The organism is Pseudomonas sp. R4-15, from assembly GCF_055768815.1.
Map to the genome: position 1 here is coordinate 3309458 of NZ_CM147293.1, position 16041 is coordinate 3325498.

The 16041-nt window shown below is 54.8% G+C and carries 15 protein-coding genes; 10 read left to right on the forward strand and 5 right to left on the reverse strand.

Annotation, left to right across the window (positions count from 1 at the left end; translation table 11 throughout):
* Positions 1 to 34 precede the first annotated feature (34 nt).
* On the forward strand, positions 35 to 313 hold the full coding sequence (locus ACYRGX_RS15745; RefSeq protein WP_473053398.1) for a DUF2892 domain-containing protein: 279 nt from the start codon (positions 35 to 37) through the stop codon (positions 311 to 313).
* A gap of 5 nt (positions 314 to 318) precedes the next feature.
* Here ACYRGX_RS15745 and ACYRGX_RS15750 read toward each other — a convergent pair whose 3' ends face one another.
* Genes ACYRGX_RS15750 through ACYRGX_RS15760 form a run of 3 tightly spaced genes read right to left on the reverse strand, consistent with a single transcriptional unit; the run spans position 319 to position 1968 of the window.
* Entirely contained in the window at positions 319 to 501 is a 183-nt protein-coding gene (locus tag ACYRGX_RS15750) for a DUF1289 domain-containing protein (protein WP_473053399.1), read from the reverse strand.
* A complete protein-coding gene (gene scpB / locus ACYRGX_RS15755) occupies positions 498 to 1256 on the reverse strand; it encodes an SMC-Scp complex subunit ScpB (RefSeq protein WP_473053400.1) in 759 nt (252 codons plus the stop codon). Before scpB ends, ACYRGX_RS15750 begins: the two co-directional genes overlap by 4 nt.
* Positions 1243 to 1968 (reverse strand): segregation and condensation protein A, encoded by a 726-nt coding sequence (locus ACYRGX_RS15760; protein WP_473056709.1) that lies wholly within the window; start codon positions 1966 to 1968, stop codon positions 1243 to 1245. The genes scpB and ACYRGX_RS15760 overlap by 14 nt, the downstream gene beginning before the upstream one ends.
* 421 nt (positions 1969 to 2389) lie before the next feature.
* Between ACYRGX_RS15760 and ACYRGX_RS15765 the strand changes: the two genes are divergently transcribed.
* Both ACYRGX_RS15765 and ACYRGX_RS15770 read left to right on the forward strand, forming a co-directional pair.
* Complete coding sequence (locus tag ACYRGX_RS15765; RefSeq protein WP_473053401.1) at positions 2390 to 2842, forward strand: low molecular weight protein-tyrosine-phosphatase; 453 nt, start codon at positions 2390 to 2392, stop codon at positions 2840 to 2842.
* Positions 2843 to 2854: 12 nt separating this feature from the next.
* Positions 2855 to 5077, forward strand: a complete 2223-nt coding sequence (locus tag ACYRGX_RS15770) for a polysaccharide biosynthesis tyrosine autokinase (RefSeq protein ID WP_473053402.1) — start codon at positions 2855 to 2857, stop codon at positions 5075 to 5077.
* Between the two features lie 93 nt (positions 5078 to 5170).
* On the opposite strand, the gene ACYRGX_RS15775 is transcribed toward ACYRGX_RS15770, so the two are convergent.
* Entirely contained in the window at positions 5171 to 6133 is a 963-nt protein-coding gene (locus ACYRGX_RS15775; RefSeq protein WP_473056710.1) for an IS110 family RNA-guided transposase, read from the reverse strand.
* A gap of 407 nt (positions 6134 to 6540) precedes the next feature.
* Positions 6541 to 7503, reverse strand: coding sequence for an IS110 family RNA-guided transposase (locus ACYRGX_RS15780; protein ID WP_473053403.1), 963 nt, complete (start codon positions 7501 to 7503; stop codon positions 6541 to 6543).
* Between the two features lie 269 nt (positions 7504 to 7772).
* On the opposite strand from ACYRGX_RS15780, the gene rfaH reads away from it, so the two are divergent.
* The 7 genes from rfaH to ACYRGX_RS15815 all read left to right on the forward strand — a co-directional run bounded on the left by rfaH (position 7773) and on the right by ACYRGX_RS15815 (position 16039).
* Positions 7773 to 8279, forward strand: a complete 507-nt coding sequence (gene rfaH / locus ACYRGX_RS15785) for a transcription/translation regulatory transformer protein RfaH (RefSeq protein ID WP_473053404.1) — start codon at positions 7773 to 7775, stop codon at positions 8277 to 8279.
* Between the two features lie 372 nt (positions 8280 to 8651).
* Positions 8652 to 10097: an MBL fold metallo-hydrolase RNA specificity domain-containing protein gene (locus ACYRGX_RS15790; RefSeq protein WP_473053405.1), complete on the forward strand. Its 1446-nt coding sequence runs from the start codon at positions 8652 to 8654 to the stop codon at positions 10095 to 10097.
* 71 nt (positions 10098 to 10168) lie between these two features.
* Positions 10169 to 11335, forward strand: coding sequence for a nucleotide sugar dehydrogenase (locus ACYRGX_RS15795; RefSeq protein ID WP_473053406.1), 1167 nt, complete (start codon positions 10169 to 10171; stop codon positions 11333 to 11335).
* A gap of 35 nt (positions 11336 to 11370) precedes the next feature.
* Positions 11371 to 12426 (forward strand): glycosyltransferase, encoded by a 1056-nt coding sequence (locus tag ACYRGX_RS15800; protein ID WP_473053407.1) that lies wholly within the window; start codon positions 11371 to 11373, stop codon positions 12424 to 12426.
* Positions 12419 to 13456: a glycosyltransferase family 4 protein gene (locus ACYRGX_RS15805; RefSeq protein WP_473053408.1), complete on the forward strand. Its 1038-nt coding sequence runs from the start codon at positions 12419 to 12421 to the stop codon at positions 13454 to 13456. Before ACYRGX_RS15800 ends, ACYRGX_RS15805 begins: the two co-directional genes overlap by 8 nt.
* Complete coding sequence (locus ACYRGX_RS15810) at positions 13453 to 14577, forward strand: glycosyltransferase (RefSeq protein ID WP_473053409.1); 1125 nt, start codon at positions 13453 to 13455, stop codon at positions 14575 to 14577. The genes ACYRGX_RS15805 and ACYRGX_RS15810 overlap by 4 nt, the downstream gene beginning before the upstream one ends.
* A gap of 1 nt (position 14578) precedes the next feature.
* A complete protein-coding gene (locus ACYRGX_RS15815) occupies positions 14579 to 16039 on the forward strand; it encodes a lipid II flippase MurJ (protein WP_473053410.1) in 1461 nt (486 codons plus the stop codon).
* The last annotated feature ends 2 nt before the right edge of the window (positions 16040 to 16041 follow it).

The window sequence follows — 16041 nt, forward strand, 5'->3', positions numbered from 1 at the left end:
TCCATCCTCTACATCTCCCCCTGAGGCCATTCACATGCGCAAATCAAACAACGTCCACGGCTGGGAACGCGCCGCGTCGCTTGCAGGCGGCATCGCACTGATGGGCAAAGGAATACGCCAAGGCGGCGTGCTGGGACTGTTGGGAGTTGCCCTGGGCGGTGCGAGTTTGATGCGCGGCTTGAGCGGGCATTGCGCCGCCAAGCAGTGGCTTGAGGATTCCCACGCGCAGTTCGATGTCAGCGGCAGCGATCTGCAGGACCTCCGAGAGGTCGCAGGGCGCGCCACGCGGGGCACCACGGTCGCAGGAGAGTAGCGCGCTCAGCGCTTCTTGCGGCGGCCCCGCGCCTCCAGGCTCAGCAAGCGCATCTGCGCCTCCGCCGCGACCAGGCGCTGGTCCAGTGGGTCGAGCTTTTTCCAAGTGCGAATCTCGCGCTTGGTGCGCCCGCAACCCCGGCAGACATCACCGTCGAACTCGCACACTTTGATGCAGGGACTCTTCATCGGCTCTCGTCGTCGCGTGCCTGCGGCTCGCGCAAATCATCGAAGTCGCTCTTGAGGCCCTCTTCCATGCGGTCGAGTTCCATCAGCAGGCTACGGAAGCTGGCCTGCTCGGCGGGTGCAGGCGACTCATCGCCCGCCTCCTCCAATGCCATGTCCGCACGCACCTGCAGGCCGGCGGGTATCGGGGCGTCCTCTTCGTCCAGCGGCTGCGCCGCAGGCTCCAGCTCGCGCACGGCGGCCAGGGTCGGCAGTTCCTCCAGGCTGGCGAGGTTGAAGTAATCGAGAAACGCCCGCGTAGTGGCGAATAGCGCCGGCCGCCCCGGTACTTCGCGATGCCCCACCACGCGAATCCACTCGCGCTCCTGCAGGGTACGCACGATCTGGCTGCTCACCGCCACGCCACGAATGTCTTCGATCTCGCCACGGGTGATCGGCTGGCGGTAGGCGATCAGCGCCAGGGTCTCCAACAGTGCGCGGGAATACCGCTGCGGGCGCTCCTCCCACAGTCGCCCGACCCACGGCGCGTAGCGCTCGCGGATCTGCATGCGATAGCCGGATGCCACCTGCTTGAGCTCCACCGCCCGCCCCTGGCAGCTCTTGCCTAGCACCGCCAACGCCGCGCGCAGTTGCTCGGAAGATGGCCTCTCGGCTTCCTCGAACAGCTCTGCCAGGCGCTCCAGCGACAACGGCTTGCCGGCCGCGAGTAGAAAGGCCTCCAGCAGCCCCGCCAGCTCCTTGGGATCAGACAGGTTCAACGGCGGCCTCCTGAGCCTCGCTACGCAGGCGCACATGGATGGGTGCGAAAGGCGCGTTCTGTACCAGTTCCACCAACTGCTCCTTGATCAGTTCGAGCACCGCCATGAAGGTCACCACGGCCCCCAGGCGCCCTTCCTCCGCGCGAAACAACGCGACGAACGCCACGAACGCACCGCCTTGCAACGCCTCCAGCACCTGGGTCATGCGCTCGCGGGTAGACAACTGCTCGCGGGACACCTGGTGGCTTTCGAAGAGATCCGCACGACGCAGCACCTCCCCCATCGACAGCAGCAACTCCTCCAGCGAGACCTGCGGCAGCAAGCGGCGCGCCCGCGCCTCGGGCGCCGGCACCGTGGGTACGCTGATATCGCGGCCCACGCGGGGCAGCTCATCCAGGTCTTCCGCGGCCGCCTTGAAACGCTCGTACTCCTGCAGACGACGAATCAGTTCCGCCCGCGGGTCTTCTTCCTCATCCTCGGCGGTGCTGGAGCGCGGCAGAAGCATGCGCGACTTGATCTCCGCGAGCATCGCCGCCATCACCAGGTACTCGGCCGCCAGTTCCAGGCGCACCGCCTTCATCAGCTCGACATAAGCCATGTACTGACGCGTGATCTCCGCCACCGGGATGTCGAGCACGTCTATGTTCTGCTTGCGGATCAGATAAAGCAGCAAGTCCAGCGGACCCTCGAAGGCCTCCAGAAAGACCTCCAGCGCATCGGGCGGGATGTACAGATCCAGCGGCAACTGGGTAAACGCCTCGCCATAGACGAGGGCCAGCGGCAACTGGTCGTGGAGTTCTTCAGGGGTCGGAGTGGCTTGGCTCATGGGGCGCAATCCTACAGCGCTTCGGCATCGCTGCGCAGTGCCGGGTAGCAGTCACGGCGGGCGGATGACGCCATGCTGGCGACATGACCGCCAAGGGCTCACCCCACTGAGCGATATCACGGCGATATCAAGCTGGAAAAAACCGCGCCCTGCCACTCGCCAATCGGCAAAAACGCTGGACCTTCCCGCCAATGAATGAGAAATTCCCGCCCTACTCCAAGGGGTTAGCCGGCATACCGTTCCGCGATGGATCGCGTTATCGCGGCCACCCCTGTTTCATCGTCAAAGCGCCTACGGAAACCGCTCCTTGTTCAATCGGATCCTGATCGTCTGCGTCGGCAACATCTGCCGCAGCCCGACCGCCGAGCACTTGCTCCGCGAGGCCCTGTCCGACGACCGCTTCAACGTCTCCTCCGCGGGCCTCGGAGCCCTGGTCGACAAACCGCTGGAGCCCACCGCTCTGGCGCTGCTCGAGCGCAACGGCCACACGCCCCAAGAGCACCACGCCCGCCAGCTCACCGCCGCCATGCTGCGCGAGGCGGACCTGGTGCTTGCCATGGAAAACCGCCACCTGCGCGCCATCCACGAAATGGCCCCCGAAGCACGAGGCAAGGCCTTCCTGCTCGGCAAATGGCAGCAAGACCGGGAGATTCCCGACCCCTACCGTCAGGGCGAAGCCGCTTTCGTGCACGCACTGGCACTCATCGAGGAAGCGGTCGCCGCCTGGAAGGCCCGCATCGCCCCGCAAACCAAAGCCTGAAGAAGTCCGCCCATGCAACAGCAAAACGCCCCCGTCGTTCGCGACAAGGATGACGACGAAATCGACCTGCTCCAGCTCTTCGGCACGCTGCTGGACCAGAAATGGCTGATCGCCGGCATTACTGCCTTCTTCCTGATCGTCGGTGTTGCCTATGCGCTGCTGGCGACGCCGATCTACCGCTCCAACGCGATGATCCAGGTCGAGGCGAAGAAAGGCTCGATGACGATGAGCGCCGACATGAACGAACTGTTCGGCAGCGAATCGCAGGCGGTCACCGAGATCGCGCTGATCAAGTCCCGCGCGGTCCTCGGCAAGACCGTGGACAACCTCAAGCTGAATATCATCGCCGAGCCGCATCACCTGCCGATCCTCGGCGACTTCCTCGCCCGGCGCTTCCAGCCCGAACAGGAAGGCGACATCGCCGAGCCAGTTCTTGGCATGGACAGCTACGCCTGGGGCGGCGAAGAGCTGAAGATCTTCCAGCTCGACGTACCCAGCTACCTGCTCGGCAAGGAACTGACCCTGGTCGCCGGCGAGAGCGGCAGCTACGCGCTGTACGATGACGACGACAACCTGCTGGTCGAAGGCAAGGTGGGCGCCCCCGTCGAAGGCAACGGCGTCACCGTTCAGGTCGAAACCCTGAAGGCACGCCTCGGAACGCATTTCGACGTAATGCGCGAACGCCGCCTGACCACCATCCTGCGCTACCAGGATGCACTGGAAGTCAGCGAACAAGGCAAGGACTCGGGCATCATCTCCATGGCCCTGGAGTCGGACGACCCGCAGGCTGCGATCCAGATCCTCGACGAAATCGGCCAGCTCTACGTTCGCCAGAACGTAGAGCGCACCTCCGCCGAAGCGGCCTCCAGCCTCGAATTCCTCCGCGGCCAATTGCCCCAGGTGCGCAAGGACCTGGAGTCCGCCGAAAACAACCTCAGCAGCTACCAGACCCAAGCCAAGTCCGCCGACATCAGCCTTGAGACCAAGGCGCTGCTCGACCAGATCGTCGCGCTGGACACGAAGATCTCCGAACTCAAGCTGCAACAGGCGGAAATGGACCGCCGCTTCACCCGCCAGCACCCGGCCTACCAGGCCCTGCTCACCCAGCTGAGCGAGCTGCAGCAGAAGCAGAAGAGCCTGACCAATCGCGTGGAAAGCCTGCCGGAAACCCAGCAGGAGGTGCTGAGCCTGACCCGCGACGTCCAAGTGGGCACCGAGGTCTACACGCAATTGCTCAACCGTACCCAGGAGCTGGACGTCATGCGCGCCGGCACCGTGGGTAACGTGCGGGTCATCGACAACGCCGACGTCGACGTGACCAAACCGGTCAAACCGAAGAAGGCGCTGATCGTGCTGATCGCCACCCTGCTTGGCGGCTTCATCGGGGTTGCCGTGGCACTGCTGCGTCGTGCCCTGAACCGCGGCATCGAAGACCCGGCAGCCATCGAGCAGCTCGGCCTGCCCGTCTACGCCTCGGTCCCCCTCAGCCCCATCCAGAAGGCAGAGGACGAAAAACGCGGCGGCAAGGGTCGCCACAGCCGAGTGGCGTCCCTGCTCGCCACCTCGCAACCCACCGACCTGTCCATCGAGGCCTTGCGCAGCCTGCGCACCAGCCTGCACTTCGCCATGCTCGAAGCGCAGAACAATCGCCTGATGATCTCCGGCCCGAGCCCGGAAGTCGGCAAGACGTTCGTTTCCTCCAACCTCGCCGCCCTGGTCGCCCAGGCTGGGCAGCGCGTGCTGCTGGTCGACGTGGACATGCGCAAAGGCTACCTGCACAAAGTCTTCGGCCTGGACATGCAACACGGCCTCTCCGACGTCCTCGCCAAACGCGTGGACTTCGGTAGCGCCGTGAAGGAAACCAGCCAGGAAGGCCTGTATCTGTTGCCGCGCGGCCAGATTCCGCCGAACCCCTCGGAACTGCTCATGCACGCGAACTTCAGCGAACTGCTGGAACAGGCGAGCAATCTATTCGACATGGTCATCCTCGACACCCCGCCGCTGCTCGCCGTAACCGACGCCGCCATCGTGGGCCGCCAAGCCGGCACCAGCCTGATCGTCGCCCGCTTCGGCAAGAACCCCCTGCGCGAAATCGAACTGACCCAACGCCGCTTCGCACAGAACGGCATTGAAATCAAAGGCGCGATCCTCAACGGCGTGGAAAAACGCGCCTCCGCCGCCTACGGGTATGGCTACGGCTACTACCACTACGAATACAAGTCAGACAAAAGCTGACGCCCCTGCTGGGAGGCACAAAGCCAACCCTGCCCCCAAGAACCCCGCCGAAACACCCCCTCTCCCCTCGCGGGAGAGCAACCGTGTTCCCGGTCAAGCCTGACGACTGTCCCAGGCCGGATTCCAGGGCGTTCCTGTACGCAGGATCGCATTGAGGATCACGAGCAGTTTGCGCATGCAGGCTACGATGACGACCTTGGGTGGCTTGCCGACCGCCACCAGGCGGTCGCTCATGGCTTTGATTTGGGGGTTGTACCGACGAGCGCTTTGGGTCGCCATGTACAGCGCATGGCGAACGGCTGCACGTCCACCCCAGATCCTGCGCTTGCCGCGCATCTGGCCACTATCGTGGGCGAAGGGAGCCACACCGACCAGCGCGGCGATCTGTTTGCGCGTGAGCTGCCCCAGCTCCGGCAGGTCGGCGATCAGGGTCGACGCGTTGATATCTCCGATACCTTTGACGCTTTGCAGCAAGTCATCCTTGGCCTTCCAGGCTGGGCTGTCCTTGATCCGCTGGCGCATCTCGTCATCGAAATCACTGACGGCCTTTTCCAGCCAGCGGATGTGTTGCTTGAGGTGCTTGGAGACCCGAGCATCGCGCGCTTGGGCCAAGCGCTGGCGCTCCATGACCAGCATCTCGACGGTCTGCCGCCGTCGTGTCAGTACCTCATCGAGTGCACGCAGCGATTCGTCCTTGAGGGCTCTGGGCTCAACACCCGTCATCGCGCCGAAACGCGCCAAGACACCGGCATCGACCTGATCGGTCTTGGCCAAGATACCCAGCGCCTGGGCGAAACGATGCGTCTGCCGCGGATTGACCACAGCCACCGGGACACCCGCACGCGCCAACTCTGCGGCAAGCTCGGCCTCCAGGCCACCCGTGGCCTCGAGCACAACCAGCTTGAAGCGCTGTTCGAGGGCTTTGGCCACCAGCGCGTCAATGCCTTCCACCGTATTCTCATGCGCCCACGCGGTAGACGCCGGCCAGGTCGCACAGTCCAACCGAGCCTTAGAAACGTCTACACCCAATACCACTTCTGCGTCTTGCTGTTTCATGACGTTGACTCCCTGCCTTGCAATGCGAGCTTCGAGCTCAGGCAACCGTTCGGGTTCTCTAATCAAAACCGCCGTAGCGACCCTCGCTCTCCCACGGTCTTGTCACCAGAGGGCCTGCGGTCTGCTGCGGCGGGAACAGCAAAATCAACATACAAGGGCCGGGGAGAGGGGGAGCTTCACTCCCCGCGTCACCAGCCCCAGCTCCAAGCATCCCGCACGACTCTCCCAAACACCCCGCAATACCCAGGTAGCCCAATACCCACCCCAGCCAACAAGAGTGCTGCCCCCTGCAACGCAAACCGGGCCCAAAAACACCGCGCACCGGAAAACCTGCAATACCACCAAAGCCACAAAGGCAGCGCCGAAACACCCCCTCTCCCCTCGCGGGAGAGCAACCGTGTTCCCGGTCAAGCCTGACGACTGTCCCAGGCCGGATTCCAGGGCGTTCCTGTACGCAGGATCGCATTGAGGATCACGAGCAGTTTGCGCATGCAGGCTACGATGACGACCTTGGGTGGCTTGCCGACCGCCACCAGGCGGTCGCTCATGGCTTTGATTTGGGGGTTGTACCGACGAGCGCTTTGGGTCGCCATGTACAGCGCATGGCGAACGGCTGCACGTCCACCCCAGATCCTGCGCTTGCCTCGCATCTGGCCGCTGTCGTGGGCGAAGGGCGCTACACCAACCAACGCGGCGATCTGTTTGCGCGTGAGCTGGCCCAGCTCCGGCAGATCGGCGATCAGGGTCGACGCGTTGATATCTCCGATACCTTTGACGCTTTGCAGCAAGTCATCCTTGGCCTTCCAGGCTGGGCTGTCCTTGATCCGCTGGCGCATCTCGTCATCGAAATCACTGACGGCCTTCTCCAGCCAGCGGATGTGTTGCTTGAGGTGCTTGGAGACCCGAGCATCGCGCGCTTGAGCCAAGCGCTGGCGCTCCATGATCAGCATCTCGACGGTCTGCCGCCGCCGTGTCAGTACCTCATCGAGTGCTCGCAGCGATTCGTCCTTGAGGGCTCTGGGTTCAACACCGGTCATCGCGCCGAAACGCGCCAGGACACCGGCATCGACCTGATCGGTCTTGGCCAAAATACCCAACGCCTGGGCGAAACGATGCGTCTGCCGCGGATTGACCACGGCCACCGGTACACCCGCACGCGCCAACTCTGCGGCAAGCTCGGCCTCCAGGCCACCCGTGGCCTCGAGCACAACCAGCTTGAAGCGCTGTTCGAGGGCTTTGGCCACCAGCGCGTCAATGCCTTCCACCGTATTCTCATGCGCCCACGCGGTAGATGCCGGCCAGGTCGCACAGTCCAACCGAGCCTTAGAAACGTCCACACCCAATACCACTTCTGCGTCTTGCTGTTTCATGACGTTGACTCCCTGCCTTGCAATGCGAGCTTCGAGCTCAGGCAACCGTTCGGGTTCTCTAATCAAAACCGCCGTAGCGACCCTCGCTCTCCCACGGTCTTGTCACCAGAGGGCTTACGGTCTGCTGCGGCGGGAACAGCCAAAACAACATACAAGGGCTGGGGAGAGGGGGAACCCTGCTCATATCAATCTCCCAGAACCTCACTAGCCTCTCCCCGCCACATCCCGTACGATTCGCCAGAACACCCCGCAATACACCAGGTAGTCCAATGCCCACCCCGGCCAGCAAGAAGTGGTATCTCCTGCAATCCAAACCGGGCCAGACACAACGCGCACTGGAGAACCTGGAGCGCCAGCAATACGACTGTTACCTCCCCTTGCACAGCGTCGAGCGCATTCGGCGTGGCAAACGCCATACGCTCAGCGAACCCCTGTTCCCCGGCTACCTGTTCATCCACCTGGACAGTATTCAGGACAACTGGATGCCGATCCGCTCCACCCGTGGCGTGCAACGTCTGGTCGCCTTCGGCAAACAACTCCCCGCCACCCTGCCCGACGACCTCATCGAGAGCATCCGCAACCGCTGCGAAAGCATCCCGCACCAACCCCTGATCGCACCCGGTAGTCGCGTACGCATCTGCGAAGGCAGTTTCAAGGACATGGAAGCGATCTTTCTCTCCCAAGACGGCGATGAGCGCGTCATCCTGCTACTCACTCTTCTGCAACGTGAAGCCCGCATCACCCTCCCACTGACCCAAGTCACACTCTCCCACTGACGCCAACGTCAAGATCCCAGCAGCATATCCCGAAGCGGTCGTTATTCGTCAAAGATAAGTGCTTGCGAAGAAGCATAAATAACCCCCTGTTCTTAAAAGGTTTTTATTCAAGTCAAGGAACGGGCGATTAGCGCGCCCCGATGCTTGATGGGGGTGGCTTATTTACGTACATTCGACCCCTTACCCAAGTGACTATTAATTGGCGCAAAAGCCAGCCATGCGCCATTAGCTTTCGTCACAACCCAAAAGCCTTGCGTCTTCAGGAAATCGACCGTCAATCCTGGGGCGGTAGCGTGTTTGCACACCGCCAAAAGGTAGCCCGGCAGAGGCTTGGTCGATCAGGAAATCTGCCAACTCACGGACGAGACTCACATGTCACTACCGACTATCGAGCATCATGGCGCCATAGCAGGAGTCACCGGCTCATGCCACCAGTTGCACATGGATGAACAGCACAGCTTGCTGGTGGACTGCGGCCTGTTCCAAGGTGCCGAAGCCACGCAGCACCAAACTCAAGACGGTCGCCAACCGATCGAATTCAGTGTGGATGGCATCCGCGCCCTGGTGCTCACCCATGTACACATCGACCATGTCGGCCGAGTGCCCGATCTGCTCGCCGCAGGCTACAAAGGCCCAATACTCTGCAGCGAACCCTCCGCGCGCCTGTTGCCTCTCGTTTTGGAAGATGCGCTGCGTCTCGGCATCGGTGCAGCGCCGGAAACGCTTGAGCGCATGCTCGAACTCATCGAGCAACGCACCATCGCCCTCCCCTACGACCACTGGTTTACCGTGCTCGACACGCCCGAGCGCACGGCGAAGATACGCCTGCAACGCGCAGGGCATATCCTCGGCTCGGCCTATGTCGAATGCGATATCCAGGACCGCGATAGTGACGAGAGCACTCGAATCGTTTTCTCCGGCGACCTCGGCGCTCCACATGCGCCCCTGCTCGCGGCACCCCGCTCGCCAGAAAGGGCAGATATCCTCGTTCTGGAAAGCACCTACGGCGACCGTATCCACGAGCCCCGTGAAGAACGACGCCAACGCCTCCAGGCCGCCATCGAGCGCGCGCTCGCCGACGGCGGCACCGTGCTGATTCCAGCGTTCAGCATTGGCCGCACCCAAGAGTTGCTCTACGAACTCGAAGACATCATTCACCAGGCCACCCAGCAGAGCGATACACCTGCAGCGCCTGGACCAAATGACGAAACCTGGCCGCAACTCCCCATCCTGCTGGACTCTCCCCTGGCAAGCCGCTTCACCCAGGCCTATCGCGAACTCCAACCGTTCTGGAACGCCGAAGCCCATGAACGCCTGCGCGAAGGCCGCAAGCCCCTGGCCTTTGCCAATCTGCTCACCGTCGATAGCCACACCCAGCACCTGGCCATGGTGCGCCACCTCGCCACGACCCGCCGTCCGGCGGTAGTCATCGCCGCGAGCGGAATGTGTGCGGGCGGACGCATCGTCGATTACCTCAAGGCGATGCTCGGAGATCCCTGCCACAACGTCTTGTTCGTTGGTTATCAGGCCAAGGGCACGCCAGGAGCGGCCATCCAAAAATATGGGGCGAGAAATGGGTATGTAGAGCTCGATGGCGAGAAGTACGTCATACGGGCCGGCGTTGAAAGCCTTGGGGGCTACTCAGCACATGCGGATCAGAAGGGATTAGTGGACTTCCTGGCAACGATGCCGGAAGGCCCCGAAGAGGTACGCCTAGTTCATGGCGACCCGAGCGCAAAACAATCACTTGCGGCGAAACTCACCGCACACGATCAGGCCCGCCAGCGCCACACCAACATCCAGATTACGCCGCTTTAACGCGCACCTCATATCAGTAGACTCTAGCGCTCCACCCGCTTTGCAGATGGAGCTTCAGGAAGGAAACCTCAATGAACATCACCATCGTCGGCACGGGTTACGTCGGCCTATCTAACGCGGTGCTGCTAGCGCAACACAATAAAGTGATCGCACTAGACGTGGTGCCGGAAAAAGTCGAGCTGATAAACCAGCGAAAGTCGCCGATTATCGATGCTGAAATCGAGCTGTACCTACGGGAGAAATCTCTTGATCTATGGGCAACGCTCGATAAAGAAGAGGCCTATGCCCACGGACAGATCATCATCATCGCCACACCGACTGATTACGATCCAGTCAACAACTACTTTGACACTAGCAGCGTAGAGTCCGTCATCGAGCAAGTGCTGGCGATCAATCCAAGTGCACTGATGGTCATCAAGTCCACCGTCCCCGTCGGTTACACCAAGGGCATCCGCAAAAAATACGGCACTGAGAACATCATCTTCTCGCCGGAATTCCTGCGTGAAGGCAAAGCGCTGCATGACAACCTGCATCCCTCGCGAATCATCATCGGTGAACGCTCCAAGCGTGCCGAAGCCTTTGCCGACTTGCTCAAAAAAGGCGCCATCAAGCAGGAAATCCCTACCCTATTCACCGACAGCACCGAAGCCGAAGCCATCAAGCTGTTCGCCAATACCTACTTGGCCATGCGCGTGGCCTACTTCAACGAACTGGACACCTACGCGGAGACCCACGGACTGGATACCCGACAGATCATCGAAGGCGTAGGGCTGGATCCACGTATCGGCACCCACTACAACAACCCCAGCTTCGGCTACGGCGGCTATTGCCTGCCCAAGGACACCAAGCAACTGCTGGCCAACTACAACGACGTACCCCAGACCCTGATCAAAGCCATCGTCGACTCCAATCGAACCCGCAAAGACTTCATCGCCGATGAGATACTCAAGCGCAAGCCCAGCGTCGTTGGTATCTACCGCCTTACAATGAAAGCAGATAGTGACAACTTCCGCTCCTCCAGCGTTCAAGGAATCATGAAACGCTTAGGAGCCAATGGAATTAAAATAATAATTTACGAACCAGCTGCAAAAACACCCGAATTATTCGACAGTGCAGTAATTGAAAACCTAGCAGAATTCAAAAGAAACAGCGACATAATCGTCGCCAACCGCATAACCGACGAAATATCAGACTCAAGCACGATTATTTACAGTCGCGATTTATTTGGCGAAAACTAAGCAGTCCACCTATATACGAAAAGAAAATCTTTAAAATGAAAAAGATTTTAGTTGTACATGAAACCAATGGCAAAAAATACTTTTCCGCCTTAGATAGAATAGCAGAAACAGACGAAAGCATAGAAATAACGCACATAAAAGGGAGATGCGTAAGAAACTTTTTACGTGAAACAATAAAATTTAAAACCCCCATACCACAAGCAACAAAAAGCTTTCTAACTAGTTTAAAGGGTAGATTCTGGCTTATATTTAAAAAATATGATATTGCAATTATAGCCTTTGGCCCCTACGACTTCCGAATGCTCTATTATTTAAGCCTAGTACGCGCAAAAACAATCTATATTCATACCTCTTGGCCAAAATGGGATGAGCCGCCTGTCAGGTACCCATTGTTAACGCAACCGATAAAAATAGCTTGGAACTTTTGTCTTAAAGCCAAAAAGTCAAAATGTATCGCAGTCACTTCTACGGCAAAAAATTCCTTTAAGAAAGCACACGATAACATCCCAACAACCGTAATAAATCACGCATCAAGCGAGCACTTCCAATCACAAGAAGCACATAAAAAAAATGGAATATGCTTTGTAGGGGAATTAACAAAGCAGAAAGGAACACATATTCTCAAAGGCATAGCAAGCCAGACACAAAGCATCACCGTAATTGGCGAAGGGCCTGAGTCTGAATCTCTTCAAAAATCAAGAGGCATCACTTACCTTGGCAAGATAACCGACAGACATAAACTTGCCAAAATCGTATCTCAACATAAATATATATTAGTACCCAGCCAAAAAACAAAAAAATGGGAAGAGCTTTTTGGAATAGTCATTATAGAAGCCATGTCTGTAGGAACGATACCTATATGCTCTAATCATTGCGGTCCTAGAGAAATTCTAGCAGAGAAATGGCCCTTTCTTTTAATTAATGAAGAAGAAAATCCAGAAGCATATTCTAAAATAATTTCGCGACTAGAAGAGACCCCAAGCACTAGCGAAAGAGTATCGAAAGAGATGATTGAGCACTCAAAAAAATACTCTACAGAAAAAATTTCAGAAGCCTGGAAAAAACAACTGGGCGTAATCTCCGATGAATGAATTCTTAATTAACGGCAGGTCGTTGTTACAACCACTAACAGGAGTACAACGATACACCCAAGAGTTAACTCCCGGATTACTTGCAGCCGGAGGAAAGATAATATTACCCAAGCCCTTTTTTTCACATGCTTACGCTGGACATCTATGGGAGCAGACAAGTCTACCTTTAAAAGCAAAAAGCAAACTTTTATTTTGTCCAGCCAACAGTGGCCCCGTGCTCCAGAAAAGACAAATCATAACGATCCACGACATGAGCACCTTTGATTGCCCAGAGTTTTTTAGCAAGAAGTTCTCCGCTTGGTATCGATATATAATATCGAAGGTGGCGCATAGCTCAGAGCATATAATTGCCGTCTCAAACTTCACAAAAGAAAGAATAATACACTGGACCCACGTCAAAGAAGAAAAAATCTCAGTTATTCACAACGGAATATCAGACCTCTTCCTTTCTCCGCCGAACAAAAATTGCGACTCCATAAATCTAAAAAAACTAGATCTAGAAAATGGAAAGCGTTACATATTAAGTGTTGGGTCACTGGAACCAAGGAAAAACCTCAAAGAGCTAATTGATGTGTGGCACCAGGCAGAAAAATACTTGCCTGATGATTTTTATTTGGTTATAGCAGGAAGCCAAGGGGCAAGTTCAGTATTTAGCCAAGCCGAATATTCAAAAGAAAAAACAAAAAGGATAATATTCACGGGCCGCGTATCAGACGAGGAGTTGCTATCCCTCTATGATAACGCTCTTGCTTTCGTATGCTGCTCATCTTATGAAGGCTTTGGATTACCCGTTCTAGAGGCCATGGCGCGTGGAAAAATCTCAATAACTTCAGGAGCACCTGCGCTAATTGAGGCCTCGCAGAATACCGCACACATATATAAAACCACAGAAGAACTAACAGACATAGTTACAGCCATTGCCAACAACGAAATACAATACGACAAGTCTAATTTAATAAAGATTGCCCAGAAGCAAACGTGGTCCGCCTCCACTCAGAAAACGCTAGAGCTTATAAAGAGTAAGCTATGACCCCACCAACGCACATAATTCAGCTGGTAAGAGAGATTTCCCAAGGAAATGGTGTTTCAAATGTAGTCTTATCGCTTACCAAGGAATTCGAAGAAGCGAACATCATAACTCACACCATAAGCATTCATGAGATTGGAATTAAGAATGGGGCCCTAACCGAAAAAAACAGACTCCTTAAAAGATTAAAACTTATTAGAGATGTCTTAATATTTTCAATCGCCGGCACCATAAAAGCTTATCACCTAAAGAAAAAAATAATCTCAAAACACCCAGGCGGCAAATGCATCATAATATGTCACAACGACGCACTGGCAGGAGATCTTTATATCGCACACGGACTGCACTCAAAATATATAAAAGAAAATAAAATCAAGGCGGTAGTCAACCCCTTCCACGCATATATGTGGGCAATTGACTACTTCCGCTACCGATATGGGATACATGAAAAGTACATATTCTGGAGTGATCAAGAAAAGAATTACGCAATAGAAAAAAACAAATTAACAAAAACATCTGCAGTTATCACACAGGGCTGTCCAATAGAAAAGGAAACCACCCCGCTCAGAGAGCATTTGCTAAGAAAAATCGAACATAACGGGTTCTCTACAAACCAAGAGACTATAGTAATTTTATTTTGCGGGCATGAATTTGAACGAAAGGGTTTGAATCTAATTCTAGACGCCATAGAAGATGCCATCAAAAATAAAGGAGAGAAACTTGCATTAATTGTATGTGGGGCGGATTCAACTTCGACACTACATCTATCTAAAAGAAAAATCCCTGTGATCTTTGAAGGTGCAGTTAATAACATCCATGATTATTATGCTGCCGTGGATATTTTTCTAATAGCCAGCAGTTTCGAGACAGGTCCATTGGTGGTACTAGAGGCGCTGACTTATGGGACTCCCGTTGCAACTACGGATGTAGGATTTTGCTCCAAAGTTATTAAACCCGGCAAAAATGGCTATCTAATAAAAGAAAGAAGCGCAAACGCCATTTCTGAAGTTCTTACCACGTTCAGAAAAGACATGCAGCAAGGTATTTATATAAGAGAAGACATCAAGAAAACGGTCGAACAATACACATGGAAGAATGTGGCCAGGGCAATAATAGAATCCTAAAATGAAATTTCTCTCATTCTCTTTCTGGTTGTCTTTTTTTAATCTAGTCGGAAAATTCCTTGCGTACCTCAGAGAGGCCTTATTTGCTTATGCCTTTGGGACTACCTCGCTAGGAGATGTAGTCAGGCTATGCAGTGCCTTTTTATTGATGCCCGTATCTTTTTTTACTACAGAAATATTTAATGCAGGCTATGTAGTATCCGCCAAAAATAAGCAGGATAACCCAAAAGGCTTATCTTTATTAAACGCCACCTACTTTACCTTCTCCATATTCACTGGCCTGCTAATAACCACAAGCATCATATACGCCTCACCTTACGTATCCGATCTACTAGAAATCCCCTTCTCCAATACTGAATTATTTGTAAATTATCTCAGAATAATTTCAATATCAGCGCCTGCTATAACTATCTATACATTCCTTTCTTACAAGGGGTTGATACAGGAAAGCTCTACGCTATTCCTAATAAGATCGCCGCTACTAAATATAGGTTTTATATTTGGAGCTATATTTTTTATAGAATTTTCAAATCCATATATAATACCGATCGTCTATGTAATAGCCTGGTACCTGGCGCTATTTTTCTCGGTCAAGCACTCCAAGATACTTCATAACATAAGAAAGACAGATCTTTGGGGAGATAAAGAAACCAGAAACTCGATCTGGTCGACTTGGAAGACTATAGTTACCCTTCCCATTGCGACGCAATCTGTATTCTTTATAGAAAGATATTATGCATCCACATCAGGAACAGGAATAGTTTCAGCCGTCGAGATATCTCGCATAATTATAGATACCGTGATTTTACTTATAGCAACACCGCTTGCGTTCTCACTAATATCTCAGAGAAAACATGCTTCTAACTCGGTAATTGGAAAGGCTGCAAAGAAAAACATAAATATCTTTTTATGCATTTCAGTCCCAACCGTATCGTTACTTCTCACAAACACCCAATACATAATATCTGCTCTTTTCCAGAGAGGGATGTTTGGAGATGAGTCAGTAAAAATAACATCGAGCATATTGCAAAGCTTTCTCATTGGCTCTTTAGGATATGGAGTAACTTTAATATGGAGTCGTTACTACTTACTAACGGACCAAAAATCAAAATACGCTCTTATCCTAATTATCCCCAACCTAATACAAGTATTTTCCTTACCCATTCTTGCGGAATTCATCGGCCACATGGCTATCGGCTACAGCTTTAGCCTTGCATGGGGAGGGGCAGGAATCGCTGCAATATCGCTAATAACCTGCAACCGACTATATGCAATTAAAGACTTTACGCTACTTACAAACACTGCCGTCATATCAATAATTGGAGGCTTTTTTTGCATTGAAGCAAGCCGAACATTTGGTCCCATATTCGGAATATTAATATTAATTACAGTAGTACTACTCAGCTATGCATCAAACGCGAACATTAAGACCCACATATTATGGTTCTTCAAAAACAGATGAAG

Coding starts and splice junctions, on each gene's coding strand:
- ACYRGX_RS15790 (WP_473053405.1), top strand. CDS start 8,652: ATGTCACTACCGACTATCGAGCATCATGGCGCCATAGCAGGAGTCACC.
- ACYRGX_RS15815 (WP_473053410.1), top strand. CDS start 14,579: ATGAAATTTCTCTCATTCTCTTTCTGGTTGTCTTTTTTTAATCTAGTC.
- ACYRGX_RS15805 (WP_473053408.1), top strand. CDS start 12,419: ATGAATGAATTCTTAATTAACGGCAGGTCGTTGTTACAACCACTAACA.
- ACYRGX_RS15810 (WP_473053409.1), top strand. CDS start 13,453: ATGACCCCACCAACGCACATAATTCAGCTGGTAAGAGAGATTTCCCAA.
- ACYRGX_RS15775 (WP_473056710.1), bottom strand. CDS start 6,133: ATGAAACAGCAAGACGCAGAAGTGGTATTGGGTGTAGACGTTTCTAAG.
- ACYRGX_RS15770 (WP_473053402.1), top strand. CDS start 2,855: ATGCAACAGCAAAACGCCCCCGTCGTTCGCGACAAGGATGACGACGAA.
- ACYRGX_RS15800 (WP_473053407.1), top strand. CDS start 11,371: ATGAAAAAGATTTTAGTTGTACATGAAACCAATGGCAAAAAATACTTT.
- ACYRGX_RS15795 (WP_473053406.1), top strand. CDS start 10,169: ATGAACATCACCATCGTCGGCACGGGTTACGTCGGCCTATCTAACGCG.
- ACYRGX_RS15745 (WP_473053398.1), top strand. CDS start 35: ATGCGCAAATCAAACAACGTCCACGGCTGGGAACGCGCCGCGTCGCTT.
- ACYRGX_RS15750 (WP_473053399.1), bottom strand. CDS start 501: ATGAAGAGTCCCTGCATCAAAGTGTGCGAGTTCGACGGTGATGTCTGC.
- ACYRGX_RS15780 (WP_473053403.1), bottom strand. CDS start 7,503: ATGAAACAGCAAGACGCAGAAGTGGTATTGGGTGTGGACGTTTCTAAG.
- rfaH (WP_473053404.1), top strand. CDS start 7,773: ATGCCCACCCCGGCCAGCAAGAAGTGGTATCTCCTGCAATCCAAACCG.